Annotated in this window: 17 protein-coding genes, 7 tRNA genes and 1 other RNA gene; 17 read left to right on the plus strand and 8 right to left on the minus strand. The window is 45.2% G+C overall.

Annotated elements, in window-relative coordinates:
• The 3 genes from rpoD to ABUA34_RS09450 all read left to right on the plus strand — a co-directional run.
• Positions 1 to 914: RNA polymerase sigma factor RpoD (gene rpoD / locus ABUA34_RS09440; RefSeq protein ID WP_349823213.1), on the plus strand; the 914-nt coding region annotated here is incomplete at its 5' end.
• 47 nt (positions 915 to 961) lie between these two features.
• Entirely contained in the window at positions 962 to 1,687 is a 726-nt protein-coding gene (locus ABUA34_RS09445; RefSeq protein WP_015533962.1) for a tRNA (adenine(22)-N(1))-methyltransferase, read from the plus strand.
• A gap of 8 nt (positions 1,688 to 1,695) precedes the next feature.
• A complete protein-coding gene (locus ABUA34_RS09450; RefSeq protein ID WP_015533961.1) occupies positions 1,696 to 2,703 on the plus strand; it encodes a uridine kinase family protein in 1,008 nt (335 codons plus the stop codon).
• A 116-nt stretch (positions 2,704 to 2,819) separates the two neighbouring features.
• On the opposite strand, the gene rnpB is transcribed toward ABUA34_RS09450, so the two are convergent.
• An RNA gene (rnpB, locus tag ABUA34_RS09455) (RNase P RNA component class A) lies at positions 2,820 to 3,179 on the minus strand.
• Between the two features lie 198 nt (positions 3,180 to 3,377).
• Between rnpB and ABUA34_RS09460 the strand changes: the two genes are divergently transcribed.
• The 9 genes from ABUA34_RS09460 (at position 3,378) to ABUA34_RS09500 (ending at position 13,725) form a co-directional block, all read left to right on the plus strand.
• On the plus strand, positions 3,378 to 4,091 hold the full coding sequence (locus ABUA34_RS09460; RefSeq protein WP_055223258.1) for a hypothetical protein: 714 nt from the start codon (positions 3,378 to 3,380) through the stop codon (positions 4,089 to 4,091).
• Positions 4,092 to 4,115: 24 nt separating this feature from the next.
• Positions 4,116 to 4,658 carry a nitroreductase family protein gene (locus tag ABUA34_RS09465; RefSeq protein WP_015533958.1) on the plus strand — a complete coding sequence of 181 codons (543 nt, stop codon included), beginning with the start codon at positions 4,116 to 4,118 and terminating at the stop codon, positions 4,656 to 4,658.
• 93 nt (positions 4,659 to 4,751) lie between these two features.
• Complete coding sequence (locus ABUA34_RS09470) at positions 4,752 to 7,142, plus strand: PEP-utilizing enzyme (protein WP_349823214.1); 2,391 nt, start codon at positions 4,752 to 4,754, stop codon at positions 7,140 to 7,142.
• A 5-nt stretch (positions 7,143 to 7,147) separates the two neighbouring features.
• A complete protein-coding gene (locus ABUA34_RS09475; protein ID WP_015533956.1) occupies positions 7,148 to 7,831 on the plus strand; it encodes a gamma-glutamyl-gamma-aminobutyrate hydrolase family protein in 684 nt (227 codons plus the stop codon).
• 80 nt (positions 7,832 to 7,911) lie between these two features.
• Positions 7,912 to 8,871 carry a hypothetical protein gene (locus ABUA34_RS09480; protein WP_015533955.1) on the plus strand — a complete coding sequence of 320 codons (960 nt, stop codon included), beginning with the start codon at positions 7,912 to 7,914 and terminating at the stop codon, positions 8,869 to 8,871.
• A 237-nt stretch (positions 8,872 to 9,108) separates the two neighbouring features.
• A complete protein-coding gene (locus ABUA34_RS09485; protein ID WP_015533954.1) occupies positions 9,109 to 9,786 on the plus strand; it encodes a PspA/IM30 family protein in 678 nt (225 codons plus the stop codon).
• Between the two features lie 39 nt (positions 9,787 to 9,825).
• Positions 9,826 to 10,806: an SPFH domain-containing protein gene (locus ABUA34_RS09490; protein WP_055223264.1), complete on the plus strand. Its 981-nt coding sequence runs from the start codon at positions 9,826 to 9,828 to the stop codon at positions 10,804 to 10,806.
• A 131-nt stretch (positions 10,807 to 10,937) separates the two neighbouring features.
• The gene (pcrA, locus tag ABUA34_RS09495) at positions 10,938 to 13,286 is read left to right on the plus strand and encodes a DNA helicase PcrA (protein WP_055273291.1); all 2,349 of its coding nucleotides are present in this window, start codon (positions 10,938 to 10,940) and stop codon (positions 13,284 to 13,286) included.
• A gap of 169 nt (positions 13,287 to 13,455) precedes the next feature.
• Positions 13,456 to 13,725, plus strand: coding sequence for a hypothetical protein (locus ABUA34_RS09500; RefSeq protein ID WP_015533951.1), 270 nt, complete (start codon positions 13,456 to 13,458; stop codon positions 13,723 to 13,725).
• A 134-nt stretch (positions 13,726 to 13,859) separates the two neighbouring features.
• On the opposite strand, the gene ABUA34_RS09505 is transcribed toward ABUA34_RS09500, so the two are convergent.
• The 7 genes from ABUA34_RS09505 to ABUA34_RS09535 form a co-directional block, all read right to left on the minus strand.
• Positions 13,860 to 13,939, minus strand: a tRNA-Leu gene (locus tag ABUA34_RS09505).
• 49 nt (positions 13,940 to 13,988) lie between these two features.
• Positions 13,989 to 14,061: transfer RNA gene (locus ABUA34_RS09510), tRNA-Lys, on the minus strand.
• Between the two features lie 20 nt (positions 14,062 to 14,081).
• Positions 14,082 to 14,153, minus strand: a tRNA-Gln gene (locus ABUA34_RS09515).
• A gap of 33 nt (positions 14,154 to 14,186) precedes the next feature.
• Positions 14,187 to 14,260 (minus strand) — tRNA-His (locus ABUA34_RS09520).
• A gap of 79 nt (positions 14,261 to 14,339) precedes the next feature.
• Positions 14,340 to 14,413, minus strand: a tRNA-Arg gene (locus tag ABUA34_RS09525).
• 41 nt (positions 14,414 to 14,454) lie between these two features.
• Positions 14,455 to 14,525 (minus strand) — tRNA-Gly (locus tag ABUA34_RS09530).
• Between the two features lie 30 nt (positions 14,526 to 14,555).
• Positions 14,556 to 14,630: transfer RNA gene (locus ABUA34_RS09535), tRNA-Pro, on the minus strand.
• A gap of 217 nt (positions 14,631 to 14,847) precedes the next feature.
• Between ABUA34_RS09535 and ABUA34_RS09540 the strand changes: the two genes are divergently transcribed.
• From ABUA34_RS09540 to ABUA34_RS09560, 5 genes are all read left to right on the plus strand, one after another.
• Positions 14,848 to 15,792, plus strand: coding sequence for an AEC family transporter (locus ABUA34_RS09540; protein WP_022215932.1), 945 nt, complete (start codon positions 14,848 to 14,850; stop codon positions 15,790 to 15,792).
• Between the two features lie 24 nt (positions 15,793 to 15,816).
• Entirely contained in the window at positions 15,817 to 16,275 is a 459-nt protein-coding gene (locus ABUA34_RS09545) for an Lrp/AsnC family transcriptional regulator (RefSeq protein ID WP_022215931.1), read from the plus strand.
• Complete coding sequence (locus tag ABUA34_RS09550) at positions 16,272 to 16,781, plus strand: shikimate kinase (protein ID WP_161171902.1); 510 nt, start codon at positions 16,272 to 16,274, stop codon at positions 16,779 to 16,781. The genes ABUA34_RS09545 and ABUA34_RS09550 overlap by 4 nt, the downstream gene beginning before the upstream one ends.
• Positions 16,782 to 16,866: 85 nt before the next feature.
• Positions 16,867 to 17,829 carry a calcium/sodium antiporter gene (locus ABUA34_RS09555; protein WP_015533950.1) on the plus strand — a complete coding sequence of 321 codons (963 nt, stop codon included), beginning with the start codon at positions 16,867 to 16,869 and terminating at the stop codon, positions 17,827 to 17,829.
• A 318-nt stretch (positions 17,830 to 18,147) separates the two neighbouring features.
• On the plus strand, positions 18,148 to 19,689 hold the full coding sequence (locus ABUA34_RS09560) for a sodium:solute symporter family protein (protein WP_015533948.1): 1,542 nt from the start codon (positions 18,148 to 18,150) through the stop codon (positions 19,687 to 19,689).
• Positions 19,690 to 19,932 lie beyond the last annotated feature (243 nt).

Raw genomic sequence — 19,932 nt, forward strand, 5'->3', positions numbered from 1 at the left:
AGCCAACACTTGACGAGGACGTGATCGCTGAGGGCGAGGATGTTGAGAAGATAGATTTCACAGATACAGGTGATATATCAAGCACAACACAGGATCCTGTCAAGATGTACCTGAAGGATATAGGAAAGGTGCCTCTGCTCAGCGCGGAGGAGGAGATAGAGCTTGCCAAGAGAATGGAGGCAGGCGATGAGATGGCAAAGAAGAAGCTTGCTGAGTCCAACCTCAGACTTGTTGTAAGTATAGCCAAGAGATATGTTGGACGTGGAATGTTATTCCTCGATCTAATACAGGAGGGTAACCTCGGTCTGCTCAAGGCCGTGGAGAAGTTTGATTACAGAAAGGGTTACAAGTTCTCAACATATGCGACATGGTGGATCAGACAGGCCATCACAAGGGCCATCGCAGATCAGGCGAGAACCATAAGAATCCCGGTTCATATGGTTGAGACCATCAACAAGGTTACCAGAGTGAGCAGAGATCTGCTTCAGAAGCTCGGCAGAGAGCCGCTTCCAGAGGAAGTCGGAGAGGTTATGGGACTTCCAAAGGAGAGAGTTCAGGAGATCATGAAGATCGCACAGGAGCCTGTATCACTGGAGACTCCTATCGGTGAGGAGGAGGACAGCCATCTTGGAGATTTCATACAGGATGAGAGTATCCCTACACCTGTTGAGGCGACAAACCAGACACTGCTGCACGAGCAGCTCGACGAGGTAGTCAGCACACTTACAGAGAGAGAGCAGAGAGTTATAAAGCTCAGATTTGGATGGGATGACGGAAGACCAAGAACCCTTGAGGAAGTCGGCAAGGAGTTCAATGTCACAAGAGAGCGTATCAGACAGATCGAGGCAAAGGCGCTCAGAAAGCTGAGACATCCTAACAGAAGCAGAAAGCTCAAGGATTTCCTGTATAACTAGCAGAGAGGACCGCGCGATCTGGCATGGATGGTGCGAGGATAATAATTATGAAAGATATAGAATTGTCACTTCGTATGAAGACTGTTGCCGACATGGTAAAGCCCGGCGGCAGAGTGTGTGATATTGGATGCGACCATGCATTTGTGTCCATATACCTTGTGGCAAATGGCATATCGGACAGGGTCATAGCATCAGATGTTAGAACCGGTCCGTGTGCTATAGCCAGGGATAATATAGCCAGATGGAATATGACAGACCGTATTGATCTGAGACTCGGAAACGGACTTGCAACCATATCTCCGGGTGAGGTGGATTCCATCATAATAGCCGGCATGGGAGGAATCCTCATAACGGATATACTTGAAGCCGGCATGGATGTGGTACAGTCAGCCGGTCAGCTCGTGCTGCAGCCCCAGTCGGAGACAGAGCATTTGAGAAGGTACATCGCAGAGAATGGCTGGAAGATCACAGAGGAAAAAATGCTGATAGATGCTGGCAAATACTACGTTGTACTGAACGTGGATGTGACAGCACAGGATTTTGGTAATAAGTCAGCCATGGATGAAGTATATTATAAATACGGATATTACCTCATACATAATCATGACAAGATCCTCGGAGAGTATCTGAGGGATAAGCTTGATTCGACCGGAAAAGTCCTTGATGGACTGAAGAAGGCGGATACGGTCAATGCCAGACGGCGTGCCGGTGAGCTCACACATGAAAAGGAATGCATGGAAGAGGCATTGAGACTTATATCGGATATGGAGTAGATATTTATATGGGTGATGAGCAGAGAAGTATAACATCATTAAAGACAACTGCAAAGGAGTGGGCGAGGAAAGTCGGTATCGATTCGATCGACAGGCTGAACGAGATGATCGATTCAGGAAAGGGACTGGAGCTCATACTGGTATGCGAGGCTATGCAGAGTAACTGCATGTATGAGATAGCCAGAAAAGTTTCCGAACAGAAGCGTAGGATAATACTGATATCCGGGCCGAGCTCGGCGGGCAAGACAACACTTTCCCACAGACTCAGTATCCAGCTTCGTGCCATGGGACTCAGACCACATGCGATAGCTGCGGATAACTATTTTGTGAACCGTGAAGACAATCCGAAGGATGAGAATGGCAACTATGATTTCGAGTGCCTGGAGGCCATGGATCTTGAAACACTTAATAGGGATATGACAAGGCTGTTGGACGGTGAAGAGATAGAGCTTCCGGTTTTCAACTTCAAGACCGGAGTGAGGGAATATCATGGGGACCTTCTCAAAATAGGTGAAAATGATGTTATCATCATGGAAGGAATCCATTCGCTTAACCCGAAGATGACATACGGACTGGCGGATGAAGACAAGTACAAGATATACATAAGTCCCCTTAATCAGTTGTACGTTGAAGGTGAGGACGGCGAGCCGGCAAAGGTTTCAACCATAGACAGCAGACTGCTCAGGAGAATAGTCAGAGACAGCAGGACCAGAGGGAACGATGTGGAGAAGACACTTTCCATGTGGAGCTCAGTCAGAAGGGGAGAGGAGAAATATATCTTCCCATATGAGAGCGAGGCTGATGAGATGTTTAACTCGGGACTGTTGTACGAATATACCGCCATACGGCGTGAGGCGAGACCATTGCTGCTCGGGGTAGATGAGACTTCAGAGCATTACCAGGATGCGGCGAGACTTCTGCGTCTGATAGATATGTTCCACGACATAGACACAGAATACATACCAGCAAATTCCATACTCAGAGAATTTATAGGTGGCGGATGCTTCAGGATATGATGAAGGTTCACACAAGGATAAAGAATAACCAACAATACAAAAATACGGCACAGAGGCAAAACAAATGTCTCCGTGCCGTATTTTTTGTTCAAAATATAAGAAAAATACTATGAAAGGGAATGAGTTGGACTGTAAGCCGGGTTATGTCGAGAGTGATCATCTATCTAGGATTTATGTTACCATAAAACTCAAGCAACCTACCTGGAATGCAGCGGGCAACTGTATCATTCCACAAGCTCCTTTGCAGAAGCTATATTTGGTCTTGCTTCGGATGGGGTTTACAGAGCCTGTCATGTTACCATGGCAGCGGTGAGCTCTTACCTCGCCTTTCCACCCTTACCATACGAATATGGCGGTATATTTCTGTTGCACTGGCCTGGGAGTCGCCTCCACCGGACGTTATCCGGCATCCTGCCCTGTGAAGCCCGGACTTTCCTCACCTGCAAAAATGCAGCCGCGATCACTTATCCAACTCATATAATCTTATAACAAATCACCGGCAAAAAGTAAAGTGAAAATAATCAAAAAACAACGAATGTAGTTTTTAAAACTACTTAACACAGTTAAGAATGCTTGATGTGGATTGCGATTCATGATATAATCTATAGCAAAGACGAGCAGACTAATATATGACTTCAGGCATATGGCGCACATAGCGCTGGAAAGGACTAACAATGGAAGATGTATATTTAACTAATAGAGATTATGTGAAGATAAAGAATCTGAATCTGGTGAGCTACGGTGGCAATCAGAACTGGTCAAAGTCAAAGAAGATGCAGAAGGTCGGATGTGGTGTTATAGCCATGGCAGACCTCACGATGTATCTTGCTGAGCAGAATCCGAATATGATGACCGATGCCATCCGAAAGATCAACAAGCCAAAAGGCTTATACAACAAGCATGACTATCTTGAGTATGTGAGATTTTTCTATGTGCACTACGTGATACTTCTCATGCACAAGGGTATGCTGGGAATAGCACTCAAGCATACGATGAACAGATATTTCATGCTGAACGACATAGGGCTCAAGGCAAAGTGGAAGATGATGCAGTCCGATGAATCGATGCTGAGAGATATAAGACATCTCATAAGAAAGAATAAGCCGGTCATACTGGCCATAGGACCTAACAGATACAATCCATTTGGCAAGAAGGGTATCAGCCTTTATGTGGACAAGGACGGTGAGCTGAAGAGCTCCATCAGGGAGAATGTCCACTCACATTATGTGACTGTTACAGGAGTGTGCACCATAAAAGGAAGAGAATATCTTGTTGTATCTTCATGGGGAAAGAAGTATTATATAGACTATAAGGAATACAGGAATTACGTGAATAACGTCGGTGACAAGTTCACGAGCGGGATATTATATATCCAGGGATTATTATAAGATTTTACACCAGGAGGACATTGTATGAACGCAGTAGAATGTATCAAGACCAGAAGAAGTGTGAGAAAGTTTACAGATGAGATGGTGAGTGTTGACACAGTCAGAGAGATTGTTGAGCTGGCGTCATATGCGCCATCATGGAAGAATACACAGGTTATCAGATATACACTTGTGGAGGATCCGGAGATCATCGCTAAGATAGCTGCAGAGGGCGTTATGGATTTCCCTCTCAACCAGAAGACAGTCAGCAGAGCGAAGCAGCTCATGATAGTCACCAAGAAGGACGGAATATGTGGCTATGAGAAGTCAGGAGAGTTCAGCACAAGCAAGGGCAGCGAGTGGGAGATGTTCGATGCCGGTATAGCAACTCAGACATTCTGTCTTGCCGCTCATGATAAGGGCGTTGGAACAGTCATACTCGGAATATTTGACGATGCAAAGGTAGGAGAGATAGTTGGTATTCCTGATGGACAGACCGTTGCCGCAGTTGTGGCTATGGGTTATCCTGCATTTGCACCGGAGATGCCGCCTAGAAAGTCAGTGGACGACCTTCTCACAGTGAAGTAGATCACAGAACGGTACAATTACATATAAAAAGAAATTGATGTAAGCTGCACTTTAGTATACACTAAGTGCAGCTTTTTTTAATAAGGAGGCAACATGACAGACAGGATTTCTTCAAAGGCTGATGTTCTTAAGAGCCTGTATGGAAAATTGAAGTATTCGAGAGTGGAAAAGCTGAAGATAGTAACCGGAGCTGAGCTTGATGCCGATCCATATGGACTTGCGGCGGAGATAGCAGAAGAATTTGCCGGAGGGTATATCGTGGTCAGAAGCTCGTCCTCAAATGAAGACGGACTCAACACTTCGAATGCCGGTCACTATGAGAGTATTCTGGGAGTGGACCCTTCAGACGGAGAGGCGGTAGTAAGGGCAGTCAGGGAAGTGCTGGATTCATATAAATGTGATCTGGACGATGTGTCCGGCGAACAGGTTCTCATACAGAGACAGATCACGAATATCAGCTGCAGCGGCGTTATATTTTCAAGGGAGATCAAGAAGGACAGGCCATATTATACGATAACCTACGATGATTCATCCACAGACGCGGTTACAAGCGGAAGGGGAGGAAAGACGGTATACATAATCAGGAATGTGGACTGTGATGAGCTGCCGGCGAACTGGGCTGCGCTCATCAGATCCATGCGTGAGCTGGAGGAGATGCACCCTGAATATCCACTGGATGTGGAGTTCGCAATAGATGAGGACAATACAGTCACGATATTTCAGATGAGACCTCTTGCAGCCAGCATCAATGGTGTTCACTCCGATGTCGATGACGAAGAGGTGTTCAGGACTGTTTTGGAGGCTGAGGATACATACAGGGAGATCAGCAGCCTGGTTGGGGACAGGAACACCATATTGTCGGATATGGCATTCTGGAATCCTGCGGAGATCATAGGTGAAAATCCCCATCCGCTTGACTATTCCCTGTACAGGGAGATCATCACGTCTGCGGCATGGAATCAGGGACTCAGCTACATTGGTTACAGAGAGGTGGATGGAGACCTCATGTATAAGCTTGGCAACAAGCCGTACATATCTCTTAAGAAGTCGTTCCTGGGGCTGATGCCGGATGAACTGGATGACAGGCTGGAGGCGAAGCTTCTGAAGTATTACGATAAGAAGCTTATAGATGATCCGACCGCCCATGACAAGATAGAATTTGAGATAGCATTTTCCGAATATGACTTCTCGACGGAGGATAAGCTGGGGACACTGACGGAAGCCGGGTTCACCAGGGAGGAGATTGCGGACCTCTCGGATTCGCTGTTCAATCTGACAAACAATGCGATATGCAATTTCAATAGAAACAGGATGAAGGATCTCAGGGCTCTTAACGGCCTTCGTGTCCACCGTGAGAATACGAGAAGCAACTGGCTTATGGCGCACAATGATGTGGTAACGCTGATACAGTATTTTGTACAGCTCATAGAGAGCATAAAGCATTACGGAACCCCGAAATTTGCGCGACAGGCGAGACTGGCATTCATATCGAAGGCGATTAGCAGATCCCTTGTGTACAGAGGATATTTTACGGACAAAGAGATAGACGATTTTATGATGTCGATATATACTGTTGCGTCGGAGTACGATTCTGACTTTCAGGATCTGGTGGACGGCAGGATAACAAGAGTTACATTTGATGAAAAATATGGACATCTGCGTTCAGGCACATACGACATAACCTGCGAGACATACGCCCAGCGCGAGTTCGACCTGTCCAAGGGAAGCGCTGCTGCGAGAAAGCAGAGGCAGACCATAGAGGAGCTTAAGCATAATCCTCTGGATTCGGTTAAGCTCATGGAGGCACTTGAGGATATAGGCTTTTATGTGGACCTCAGGGAATTTCTGGATTTCCTCAAGGATTCCATGGAGGAGAGGGAATTCTTCAAGTTCGAGTTCACCAAGACATTAAGCCTTGCCATAGACATACTTATAGATATAGGCGATAAACTTGGCATAAGCAAGGAAGACATGGCATATCTTGAGGTGCCGGATATTCAGCTTATGGTGAACAGACCTGCGGAATTCACAGGCGATATATGGAGAAAGATCATAGATCAGAACAAAAAGAAATTCCAGAGGGCGTCCATGCTTATACTGCCGGATGTCATATATGATCCGTTGCAGTTAAAATGCATAGAGATATGGGAGGCCAGACCTAACTTCATAACATCTGAATGCGTCACGGGTGACATTCTCCTGCTTGAAAATTATGAGAATGAGGATCACGAGGATGTGGCTGACGTTCAGGATAAGATAGTAGTTCTCCCGAAGGCGGATCCGGGATACGACTGGATATTTGCAAAGGGGATAAAAGGATTTATAACGAAATACGGCGGAGTTGCATCCCACATGGCGATAAGGTGTGCGGAGTTCAACATCCCGGCGGCAATAGGCTGCGGAGACTGCATATACAGTTTCGTGGAAAAACAGCAGACGGTGACGCTCGACTGTGCACACGGTAAGATAACAAAGGGGGTATAGGTTTTATGTTACATGCACTTATAACACAGCGGGAAGGACACAATATGTATGGAAAATATACGGACGTTCTCGAGGCTGCTTATGTGGAGTTCTATGAGAGCCTTGGAATAAGACTCAGACCGGTATCCAACTTTACAAAAAACTTTGATGAGATAGTGGATGAACAGTTTGATCTCCTGATAGTGACAGGGGGCGGAACGCTCCATCCGAGACATTATGTGGAGCCGCACAATGCAGAGCTGCAGCCGCACCGTGATGCGCTAGAGGAGCAGCTCATAATGTACTGCGTCCAGAATGAGATCCCAGTGATAGGCGTGTGCAGGGGAATGCAGCACATAAATGCGCTGTTTGGCGGTAAGATAAGTTATTCCGCGCGCTTTAAGGTGCCAAGACCCAGAGGCACAGACCACATGGCAAGGATAGTCAAGACGGACAGATATATCAAGGTAAACAACTTCCACAGCGACTGTGTCTATCTGGAAAATCTGTCGACGATGTTCTATCCGATAGTGGTCGATGAGGAGAATGAATCTGTCGAGGCATTTGTATCACCGACGATGAGCATACTTGCCTTCCAGTGGCATCCTGAGCGTATATTTGAGAGCGAGGAAGGACGGCTTTTTACAAGACATCTTATACAGGATTTCCTTGGGCTTCCGAGAGATGATGTGAAACCGGCGATAGATTAACGTTGAAATGCCATATGAAAGATGCTAAAATAAACTAGCGTATACTTATGAGATAGAAAAGTTGCGATGGAGGCACTATTATGGAGAACGGAAAAGCTAAACAGCTTTTAGATAGAATACAGGATATAGTTGGAGATGGACAGAACGTTCCATTTGCAGCAGGTAAGGTACTGGTCAACAAGGAAGAGGTTCTTGAGATCGTTGAGGAGCTCAAGACTACTATAGATCTGGAACTCAAGGCATATCATGAGATCACAGACAAGAGAAGCAAGATCATCAAGGAGGCAGAGCAGGAGGCCGATGAGATCATCGCAGAGGCCGAGGAGACCGCATCCAGGATCAGGCTTACAAAGCCAAGCCCGCTCTTTGTGGACCGCAATGTCAAGAGCCTTGGCAAGCAGGACAGGCAGGCGCTCAGAACGGCCAACGAGATATATGCGGCATCTATCATTTATACAAATGAGATGCTGATGGAGATCAACGAGACCGTGAACCAGGCATATAATATGATAAGCATGGAGAGCGACAGAGTCCTTGATTCTCTGAGAAAGAAATCTGAGATCATTGAGAACAACAAGAAGGAGCTCATGGAAGGTCTCATGGATATGAAGAAGCAGGAGCGCTATGCCGATATACTGGAGATCAGCCAGCTTCTGGCGAATGAGCTGTATTATGAGAAGAACAAAGCCAAGGATGAGGAGCACAAGGATAAGAACGGTGAGCCGGAGATGGTTCAGTGGGAGTTCGATTTTGAAGATAAGAAGGAGCCTGAACCAATCCGAGTGAAGGCATCCAGGGAACCGGTCAAGAGTGTCCAGAGGGAGACTGACGATGCGGATTCTTCGATACATGTCATAAAAGACAGTGATCATGACGATAAGATGAGACGCTTTGGAGACAGAACACCGGTGAGACTTGAGGAGTCGATAACGGATGCGAGTGCCAAGGGAAGCGACTCAGACAAGAACGGCAGACCTGATTTCAGAATAGGCGGACGTATATCCGATGCCTATGATGACGTGGATGACGGAGTCGTATAAAAGTTTCGTGCAACATGCAGGGGACGCGCTAGTTTTGAATATTAAAGCCTGATAAGTTGGCGGCTGATACTTTACAGGGGGTAACGTGTCGAATAGCACATTATATGATGCAGCAACACAGCATGCATGGTATTGCGCCGGAGCATGGGAGATCATATAATGGTGGTGTCGTCGACAGGAGGCAACATTTAATATTATATACAAATAAATCAACCTAAAACGCGGAGGTAAAAAGTTATGGGAATTTTAAAGAGATTTAAGGACATTATGTCATCAAACATCAATGCACTTCTTGACAAGGCAGAGGATCCTGAGAAGATGATAGATCAGTACCTCAGAGACCTTCAGGAGGATCTCAGAAAGGTTAAGTCAGAGACTGCAACTGTTATGGCAGAGGAGCAGAGATGCAAGAGACAGCTTGATGAGTGTGACGCAGAGATCGCAAAGATGCAGACATATGCAGAGAAGGCACTTGTAGCAGGTAACGAGGGCGATGCAATGAAGTTCCTCGAGAAGAAGAACCAGCTCACGCAGAAGCAGGTAGCTCTTCAGCAGGCATATGATGCAGCAGCAGCTAACGCAGCCAAGATGAGACAGATGCATGACAAGCTCACAAAGGATGTCAGCGATCTCAATGCAAGAAAAGAGACTATCAAGGCAAAGGTTCAGGTTGCTAAGACTCAGGAGCGTATGAACAAGATGATGAGCGGTATCGGCGATTCATCAGCTTCACTTGATGCATTTTCAAGAATGGAAGCAAAGGCAGACGCTATGCTTGACAAGGCAAATGCAATGAGCGAGCTCAATTCATCAAGCGCAGATTCAATAGATGATCTTGCAAGCAAGTATGATGCAGCTCCAAATGCAGACGTTCAGGATGAGCTTGCAGCACTTAAGGCAAAGATGGGATTATAATATTCCAAACATATTGCAGAACAGAGAGGAGTGCACTACATGGGTTTATTTTCAAATCAGTTTGCTAATGTTGTAGAATGGGAAGAGTACAGAGATGACGTCATCTTCTGGAAGTGGACAAATAGAGAGATCAAGAAGGATTCAAAGCTTATAATCAAACCGGGACAGGATGCTATATTCCTTTATAACGGAGCGGTTGAAGGTATATTTACCGAGTCTGGAAACTACACTATTGATTCACAGATCATACCATTCCTTTCAACATTGAAGGGATTTAAGTTCGGATTCAATTCAGGACTTCGCGCAGAGGTTCTGTTTGTGAATACAAAAGAGTTTACATGTAACTGGGGAACCAGTTCACCGATCAGACTTCAGGCACCGGGACTTCCGGGCGGACTTCCTGTGAGATCAAATGGTAAATTCTCATTCAAGATAGACGATTATAATGTTCTAATAGAGAAGGTTGCAGGTATAAAGCAGCAGTTCACAGTCGATGACATAAGAGACAGGATAAGGGGTATCCTGGACGGACTGCTGATGAAGTGGATCACAAAGGTTGGCGGAGACGTATTCAATCTTATGGCCAATTCCGTTGATATAGCTAAGGGTATCAAGGAAGATCTGGACATGGAACTTCTGGGAATCGGACTTACGATAACTGATTTCAGAATAAGCGAGTTTACATATCCTGAGAATATACAGAAGCGTGCTGATCAGGCTGCTGAGTATTCTATGATAGGGGATATGAACAGATTCCAGCAGGTGAATATGGTTGATTCCATGGCAAGGGGTGGCCGTACAGGAACAGCCGGAAGCAATGCAACGGATATGGCAAATGCCATGGTAGGAATGCAGATGGGAATGGCTATGGCAGGTCAGATGGCCGGAGCTATGAACCAGATGAACAATGCAGCAACACAGACAGCAGGAACCGGAACAGCTCCAAAGTTCTGTCCTAACTGTGGACAGCCAACTAACGGTGCGAAGTTCTGTGGCAACTGTGGAACGAAGCTGATCTAAAGACAAATACATTATAATTGAATAATGATATTTTCAAATAAACGCTGTTATGATATACTAGGCAGATGGAATAAAACATATGTTTGGTATATATAACGGCGTTTTTTACGTCACAGGATACAGGAGGAATTATGGCAGGACTTAACGATATGCAGGAACAGGCCTGTGAGCATGTGGATGGGCCACTGCTCATACTTGCGGGAGCAGGAAGCGGAAAGACCAGGGTTATCACACACAGGGTAGCCTATCTCATGGAGCACGAAGGAGTTAATCCTCTGAACATACTGGCGATCACATTCACCAACAAGGCGGCCCGTGAGATGCGGGAGAGAGTTGATCTGATAGTTGGGGACGGAGCTGACAGGGTATGGGTCAGCACATTTCATTCGCTGTGTGTAAGGATACTCAGAAGATATGCTGATAAGATCGGCTATGGCAAGAACTTTGATATATATGATTCGGATGACCAGAAGAGTACGGTGAAGAGTATACTCAAGGATTTTCAGATAGACCCGAAGAGGTATCCCGAGAAGATGTTCATGGCGGAGATATCCAAGGCCAAGGAGAAGTATCTGTCACCTGATGAATTCGCAAAAAAGAATGCTGCAGACTATGCAGGAACAAAGGCTGCAGAGGTGTACACTGAGTATCAGAGTCGTCTTAAGAAGAACAATGCGATGGACTTTGACGATCTTATTTACAAGACGGTGGAGCTGTTCGAGCACAATCCTGATGTCCTTGATACATATCAGAATAGATTCAGATATATCATGGTTGACGAGTATCAGGATACTAATCACATACAGTTTCTGCTGGTCAAGATGCTTGCGAGAAAATACAGGAACCTGTGTGTGGTGGGAGACGATGATCAGTCCATATACAAGTTCAGAGGAGCGAATATAACCAATATCCTGAACTTTGAGAAGGAATATGAGGATGCGAAGGTTATCAAGCTGGAACAGAACTATAGATCCTGTGGCAATATACTTGCCGCAGCGAATGCAGTCATACAGCACAATGCAGGCCGTAAGGATAAGGCTCTGTGGACGGATAAGGATGCCGGTGAGAAGATCTCGTTTGAGCAGTGCGATTCGGAATATGCAGAGGGAGATATGGTGGCGAGCCGTATCAAGACTCTTGTCAGACAGGGAGTGGACTACAGGGATATAGCTATCCTCTACAGGACGAATGCACAGTCCCGTGTGCTCGGAGAGAAGATGGTGTATGCGAACATACCATACAGAGTATATGGCGGCACAAACTTCTATGCCCGAAAGGAGATCAAGGATGTTCTGGCATATCTCAAGGTCATCAACAATTCCACTGACAACCTGTACTTCAGGAGAGTGGTAAATGTTCCGAAGAGAGGTATAGGCGAGGCGAGTCTCAGCAAGGTTGAGTCATTTGCGGATGCGTATGGATTGTCGATGATGGATGCTGCGGCGAGAGCTGACGAGATACCGGGAATGGCTGCCAAGACCTCGGCCAAGATCAGGCAGTTTGCGGAGCTTATCACATCATTCAGGGATATGCTGGCGGATGGTGAGAGCCTTGACTCGGTGTACGACAGGATCCTTGAGGATACGGGTTATGAGTCAGAGCTCATAGCAGAGCACACAGAGGAGGCCATGACTAGACTTGAGAATATCGATGAACTCCGCAACAAGGTGGTGGAATTCACAGAGGATAATGAGGAGGCAGGGCTCAGCGAGTTCCTGGAGGAGATAGCGCTTGTGTCTGACCTCGATGCCATGTCGGAGGATGACAATCAGGTCAAGCTGATGACTCTCCACAGTGCCAAGGGTCTGGAGTTCCCATACGTATTTATATGCGGAATGGAGGACAGAGTATTTCCTAGTGGAATTGCACTCAACTCAGATGATCCCGATGCTCTTGAGGAGGAGAGACGTCTGTGTTACGTGGGTATAACCAGAGCCATGAAAAAGCTGTACCTGAGTGCGGCGAAGGAACGAATGATGCATGGTAATAGGGTGTACAGCGATGTGTCCAGATTCATAAGAGAGATCCCGCCTATGCTGTTTGAGCATGAAGCTGATATGAAGAATATGGCAAAGCGAAGAGAGTCGGAGTCTGTCGACAGATATAACAGAGGTGAAGGACGCAGAGATGCGTATGGAAGTTCATATGGTGATACATATGCCGGCTATGGCGGTGGAAGAACCGCTGGAGCAGCCTCAGGCAGAAGCTATGGACAGAAGAATCCATACAGCAGCTATGCAAAACAGCAGTCATACGGGCAGCCGTCTTCCCAGCCTTCGTTCGGCAAAGCCTTTGTGGTAAACAGTGTTGGCAAGCCGGATTATGCTGTTGGAGACAGAGTCAGACATATTAAGTTTGGTCCGGGTACTGTGGAGGCTTTGGAGAAGGGCGATAAGGATTACGAGGTTACAGTGAATTTCGACAGATGCGGTGTCAGGAAGATGTTTGCTTCGTTTGCAAAGCTCAAAAAATGCGAGTAGTCAATTAAACCGCATGTTAGATTTATTTATAAAATACATATAGAAATAATCAAAACCGTATGCTATAATTTTGGTATGTGTTGGGAGATAATAACTGTATGTTTCTTCTCTCAAATCAATATAATATAATGAAACCCGTTACAGGGTTAAGAAAGGGTGGAATGTAACGATGAAGAGTAGTGACGTAATCTTAGTTAAAGGCGATGCAACAGAAGAGAAGGCAAAGAGCACATTATTTGTGATCTTGGTTATCATTGGTGCCGTTGCTGCTATTGCAGGTATTGCATATGCAGTATATTCATATCTTACACCAGACTTCCTTGATGATTTTGATGATGACTTCGACGATGATTTCGACGATGACTTCTTCGATGATGAGGAAGATACAGATGAGGCAGAGCCAGCAGCAGAAGCAGCCGAGGCGGCAGACGCTGAGTAATTCGTACTGTATTATATAGAAGAATATGGTAGTATAAAGATACGCTCTATCCATTGAGGATAGAGCGTATTTTTTTGTCATCTACTAAAAAAATGGAAGATAGGACGAAACGTCATGATAAAAGGTATAAAAAATGCGGATAACAGGAATCGAACCTGCACCCCGAAGGACTAGATCCTAAGTCTAGCGCGTCTGCCAGTTCCGCCATATCCGCTTAATTCTTCATAAAATAAAAATAGCCCCTCATATCAGAAGGGAAATAGTGAGCCATCGGGGACTCGAACCCCGGACAACTTGATTAAAAGTCAAGTGCTCTACCGCCTGAGCTAATGGCCCATAAGTCTGGACTTTAATAACTGGGCTAGCTGGATTCGAACCAGCGAATGCAGGAGTCAAAGTCCTGTGCCTTACCGCTTGGCGATAACCCAATAGCATCGCTAATATGTGCGATAAAGAAAAAGGGTGGATAGAGGGACTCGAACCCTCGGCCTCCAGAGCCACAATCTGGCGCGCTAGCCAACTGCGCCATACCCACCATAGGCTTATAAAATAATTGCTATTTTATAAAAATATATCTTAGCCTGCTAACAGTAGTAGTAGCTAAGATACAAAAATGTGCCCGAAGGGATTCGAACCCCCGACCCACGGCTTAGAAGGCCGTTGCTCTATCCAGCTGAGCTACGGACACGTACCAATTCCCGCTATATGTATATGTTAGCGAAAATAAAGAGCGGGTGATGGGAATCGAACCCACGTATCTAGCTTGGAAGGCTAGTGTTCTACCATTGAACTACACCCGCATAATGCTTAACAGTGTTTTGGATTATAAGTCGGGGTGACAGGATTCGAACCTGCGACCTCTTGATCCCAAATCAAGCGCTCTAGCCAAGCTGAGCCACACCCCGTTAGTCCTTTGCGACCAACGCAAAATTTATTATACACAAGTCGGTGATGTTTGTCAACAACTTTTTTAATTTTTTTTTGAAAATCAGTTGCTGATGTGTTATATTGAATCAGACGTTATCGCCTATTCATCAAACCGACTTTTGCATTATATGCATTATAGGAGCGAAAGTCAATAGGTATTTTGAAAAAAATTGAAAATTGTGAGGATGTGTAGTAATGGATAATTTTATATTCAGCATAAATGCAACGATACCGATATTTCTGGTGATACTTCTGGGATGGTTTCTGATGAAGATACATATTATAACAGAAGAGTTCGCCAACGTGGCGAATAAATATGTGTTCAAGGTAGCCCTTCCGGTTCTGCTGTTCAGGGATATTGCGACGACCTCCATATTGGACGACCTCAATGTAAAGTTTGTTCTGTTCTGCTTCTTTGGAACGATCATAATGTTTGGGCTGGTATGGGTGTTTGCACTGATATACTGTAAGGACAGAACCATGATCGGTGCATTTGTGCAGGGGGGAGCAAGAGGAAGTGCTGCGGTTCTCGGCGTTGCATTTGTGGAGAATATCTGTGGCAACTCGGGCATGGCGCCTCTCATGATAGTGTCAGCGGTGCCGATGTACAATATTATATCTGTAATAGCTCTGACATTTGGCGGAAACGACAGACAGAGGGGAACAGCGGGTATCAAGAAAGCGTTCGTCAATATATTGAAGAATCCGATCATCATAGGAATATTGCTTGGAGTCCCGTTCTCTGTATTTGACATACCGATACCAGCCATACCGACAAGAACTATCAGTTATATAGCACAGACGGCGACTCCTATAGCGCTCATAGCCATAGGTGCTGGATTTGACTCACAGCAGGCATTGACCAGGCTCAAGCCGTCACTTGTGGCAACGGTCATAAAGCTTGTGATTCTTCCTGTCATATTCCTTCCGGTTGCCATTGGTATGGGCTTTGGGCCGAGTGAGATTGTTGCTATACTTATAATGGTTGGAGCACCGGCTACGGTGTCGGGATACATCATGGCGAAGAATATGGACAATGATTATGTGCTGTCATCGAATATTATCGTTTTATCCACATTATTATCATCAGTGACATTGACTCTGTGGGTGTTTGTGTTAAAATGTTTGGGAGTAATCTAATTTTATTATACAGAGGTTTAATTAATGGATAATATTGACTACAAGATACTGAGATGCCTGAAGGACAATGCGAGACTTACAGCATCGGCCATCAGTGAGGAGATCAATCTCTCTGTCTCGGCCGTGATAGAGAGAATAAGGAAGATGGAGAGCAGCGGGGTAATAAAGGGATATACCATTGAGGTTGACCAGAAAAAGCTGGGCAATGAGATGGTAGCCATCATGGAAGTGAGACTGAAGCATCCGAAATATTATGATGAATTTGCACAGCTTATACAGACAAATGACAGCATAGTCGCATGCTTCTATATGACAGGAGATTTTGACTTTATATTGAAGATAGTGACTGATTCCGCTGCAGGTTTGGACGAGGTGTATAGATTTGTGAAGGGATATGAGGGTGTGTCAGCAACTGAAACGCACTTTGTTCTCAAGACGCTTAAGGACGAAGTATCAGTTATACCGGAGGTAAAAGAGAAATGAACAACATAGTACTTACAGGCATGCCGGGAGCGGGCAAGAGCACTATAGGGGTTCTTCTGGCAAAGGTTCTCGGTTATAAGTTCATCGATGCAGATATTCTCATACAGAACAGTCAGGGAATGCTGCTCAGGGAGATCATAGCAAAGTATGGCGATGATGGGTTTTTAAAGATAGAGAATGATGTGAACAAGGGTATCACAGACCAACATGCAGTCATAGCCACAGGTGGAAGCGCTGTGTACTGTACTGAGGCCATGGAGAAATACATGGCGGAGGATACAGTTATATATATCAATCTTCCATATGAGGAGATAGCGAACAGACTTGGCAATATCAAGAGAAGAGGCGTGGTGCTGAAGGATGGACAGACTCTGAAAGATTTGTATAATGAGAGGACAAAGCTTTATGAGAAGTACTGTCATATCAATATCAAAGCGGAAGGTCTTGGAATTGAGGAATTGCTGGACAGCGTTGCGGGCATGATAATTGTCAGAAGAGATCTGTAATACGTCATATGCCACATGATAGGGATAGAAAAGCTGCTTATATAGCTGAGGTGAAAATGTAGCATATATACAATGGAGGGAATGTATGGAGATATTAAAAATGTTAGGTCAGATACTGCTTCTTGTGCTTGGATTTGTGTTTATGATAAAGGGAGCGGATGTATTTGTAGATGGTGCGTCTAAAATAGCTGTCAAATGCAACATACCAGAGATGGTAGTTGGATTAACAATAGTTGCCATGGGCACTAGTGCTCCAGAAGCAGCTGTCAGCATAAAGGCGGCACTTTCGCCTGCGGGAGCCGGGATCACTGTTGGAAATGTGCTTGGAAGCAACATTATTAACATACTTGTCATCCTTGGAGTGACAGCACTCATAGCAGCACTTCCTATAAAGAAAAATACACTTAGGATAGATATACCATTTGTTATCGTGGCATCGATCATGATACTCTGCATGGGATATTTTGATGGTGTGCTCAGCAGACTTGAGGGTGTGATATTCTATGTAGTGTTTATTGGATTTTTGGTATATCTGATCATCAGCGCGAAGAATGGCAACAGCGAGAGTGATTCTATAGAACTCACGGAGAAGGATAAGACTCCGAGACTTATACTGTTTATAATCATAGGATTAGCACTGGTCGTGGTCGGAAGCAATTTCACTGTAAATGCGGCATCATATATAGCTGGAAAGCTCGGAATGACAGAGAGACTCATAGGTCTTACAATAGTGGCATTTGGCACATCTCTTCCTGAGCTTGTGACATCATGCACAGCGGCAAAAAAGGGGCAGACAGATATTGCCATAGGCAACATAGTTGGAAGCAATATATTCAATATACTTTTCGTTGCCGGAACTACAATGCTCATAACCCCAGTGCAGTTTGAGCAGAACTTCCTGTTGGATGGCATCATGGCAATAGTGGCTGCTGTTCTCCTATGGGTGTGCAGCGTCAGAAAGAAGAAGCTCACCAGGCCGGGCGGAATAGTGATGCTGGCTGTGTATGCGGTATATTTTGCTTATATTATGTACAAGAATTATATGTAGCAGATATCAAATGAATGGGGGACATTCGTTTATGTGATGATTATGAACCGGAAGAGTTGGTGTGTATAACAAATCACTATGACAAGGATTATTACAGTATGGATGATTTTTATGATTTAGAAGAACTTGATTAGATCGCAATAAAAAATACAGCGTGTAGCGAGTGACGCACGCTGTATTTTTTTGTGGATATTTCTTGACTATGGTATGGGTATAACTTATAATCAGACGTAGCAATTTAAACCGCAAAACTTTAAAGTTGACACGCTTTGATGTGATAAAGTAAAACGCGGATAAAAAATGTATTGGGAGGATACTATGGTACTCAAAGTTATTATGCTTGTTGTTTTCTTTGCGATCATGCTTGGAGTTGGATTTTACTCGAGAAAACACACAAAGGATGTGAATGGATTTGTTCTTGGGGGCAGAAGCGTTGGCCCGTGGCTCACAGCATTTGCCTATGGAACATCTTACTTCTCAGCGGTTATATTCATTGGATATGCCGGACAGTTTGGATGGAAGTACGGAATTGCTTCCACATGGATAGGAATTGGAAATGCGCTGCTTGGCTCACTGGTGGCATGGGTAGTTCTCGGAAGAAGAACAAGACTGCTCACACAGGAGCTTGACACGAGAACTATGCCGGAGTTCTTCGAGAAGAGATACTCCAGCAAGTCATTGAAGCTTTTCTCGTCGATCATCATCTTCATCTTCCTCATTCCATATACAGCGTCACTGTACAACGGACTTTCAAGACTGTTCGGAATGGCGTTTAATGTTGACTATAAGATATGCGTAATCGTCATGGCTGCCCTTACAGGTATATATGTAATCGTTGGTGGATACATGGCGACTGCTATCAACGATTTCATCCAGGGACTCATCATGCTGGTGGGAATCGTGGCAGTCATATATGCGGTACTCAACAACTATGGTGGACTCACAGGCGCGCTAGACAGCCTAGCAAGGATAAATGATCCTGCAGTGTCAGATACACCGGGTGTATTTGCATCATTCCTGGGACCTGACGTGTTCAATCTGTTTTGTGTCGTCGTGCTGACATCCCTTGGAACATGGGGACTTCCACAGATGGTACAGAAGTTCTACGCCATAAAGGATGAGAGATCCATCAAGACAGGTACGGTTGTGTCGACACTGTTTGCAATCGTAGTTGCCGGCGGATGCTATTTCCTCGGCGGTTTTGGAAGACTGACAGGAACCGATGTTGCTACAGAGGGATTCGATGCTATCATTCCACATCTGCTTGAGAAGCTTCCTGCAGCCCTTATGGGACTTGTGGTCATACTTGTGCTCTCAGCATCTATGTCCACACTCTCATCTCTGGTTCTTACATCAAGCTCAACGCTTACAATAGACTTTATAAAGCCAGTCATTGCGCCTAAGATGGATGAGAAGAAGCAGATACTTATCATGAGGATCATGCTTGTCATGTTCGTTGCCGTATCGGCTGTCATAGCCATCGTGCAGTACTCAAGCCGTATCACATTCATAGCACAGCTCATGGGCGTTTCATGGGGCGCTATAGCAGGTGCGTTCCTCGCTCCGTTCCTGTATGGCTTATACTGGAAGAAGACAACTGTTGCAGCTTGCTGGACATGCTTTGTATGGGGAACAGGAATCATGACACTGAACTTCATAAGCAACACATGGGGATTGTTCAAGTTCCCTGCAATGATGCAGTCACCTATCAACTGCGGTGCGGTTGCCATGGTTGGAGGACTTATCATCGTTCCTATTGTGAGTCTGTTCACAAAGAAGCCTGACCAGAAGAAGGTTGAGGAAGCATTCTCATGCTATGAGGAGACAGTTACTGTAGCTCACAGGAAGGCACTTGACTAACATAGATATTACACGGTCTTTACACAAAACTTTGTTGAAAGGCCGTGTTTTTTATGTTAATATTATCAGGCGGTAATGTGCATTTGAGGCATGCTGTAATCTATGTGGCAGGAGGCGCAGGGAATGATCACACTGTACAGAACGGATGACAGAATTTTGAGTGAAATACAGGAATATGGTCCTGGTGCCTGGATAGTCATGACTAAGCCAACAATAGATGAGAGTAAGAGCATAGCCGAGAGG

The organism is Coprococcus sp. RTP21428st1_C9_RTP21428_210409 (assembly GCF_040227395.1).
In the GTDB taxonomy this organism is placed as follows: Bacteria; Bacillota; Clostridia; order Lachnospirales; family Lachnospiraceae; genus Coprococcus; species Coprococcus aceti.